We start from the raw sequence: 664 nt of genomic DNA, 5'->3' as shown, positions 1-664 counted from the left end.
TACAAGTTAGATAACTTGAACTTCTTCAGCTTGCATGCCTTTCTGACCGCGGGTAGCGATGAAAGAAACCTGTTGGCCTTCTTTCAGGCTTTTGAAGCCGTCGGATTGGATAGCTTTGAAGTGAACGAACAGGTCGTCACCGGATTGTGGAGTGATGAAGCCGAAGCCTTTTTCATCGTTGAACCACTTAACGGTACCAGTTTGGCGATTAGACATGGTGTATCTCCTTGGACAAAGTTAACTGCGACTCAGGAAAAGCCCTGGCCGAGACTGAGTGCAAAGAGCAGGAAAAATTCTTGGAGATGGTTGGATCGAAATTCAACATATCGTGTAGAGATTCTCAGTGACACAAGCAGCACAGTGGCGCCACCTTAACCCTTTTTCCGGAACGTGCCAATGGTATTTCCGAAGGTTTCTCTAAATTCGTGACTGACGGTGGTATCCACGGTCGCCCTGCGCGGCAATATTAACCCCGGCCCCGCTGGCTGCGGCTTATAGCCGCCGGCGCATTCATCAAGAAAAGCCCTGTGACCTTTGAACCCCAACGCCGGCCCCGGTAAGATGCCCCACAGTATTTTTCCACCTCGCTATTCAGGACACCCGCCATGAGCATCAAATCGGACAAGTGGATTCGCCGCATGGCGCAAGAGCACGGCATGATCGA

The 664-nt window shown here is 51.1% G+C and carries 1 protein-coding gene; it reads right to left on the bottom strand.

What is annotated here, in order from left to right; all coding sequences use genetic code 11:
• Positions 1-6: 6 nt before the first annotated feature.
• Positions 7-216, bottom strand: coding sequence for a cold-shock protein (locus AC3ZU9_RS31505; protein ID WP_002554837.1), 210 nt, complete (start codon positions 214-216; stop codon positions 7-9).
• Between the last annotated feature and the right edge of the window lie 448 nt (positions 217-664).

It is taken from the genome of Pseudomonas sp. A39, assembly GCF_058145955.1.
Note: the sequence above shows the minus strand (reverse complement) of the source record. Positions and strands in the feature narration are given on the sequence as shown.

Coding starts and splice junctions, on each gene's coding strand:
- AC3ZU9_RS31505 (WP_002554837.1), bottom strand. CDS start 216: ATGTCTAATCGCCAAACTGGTACCGTTAAGTGGTTCAACGATGAAAAA.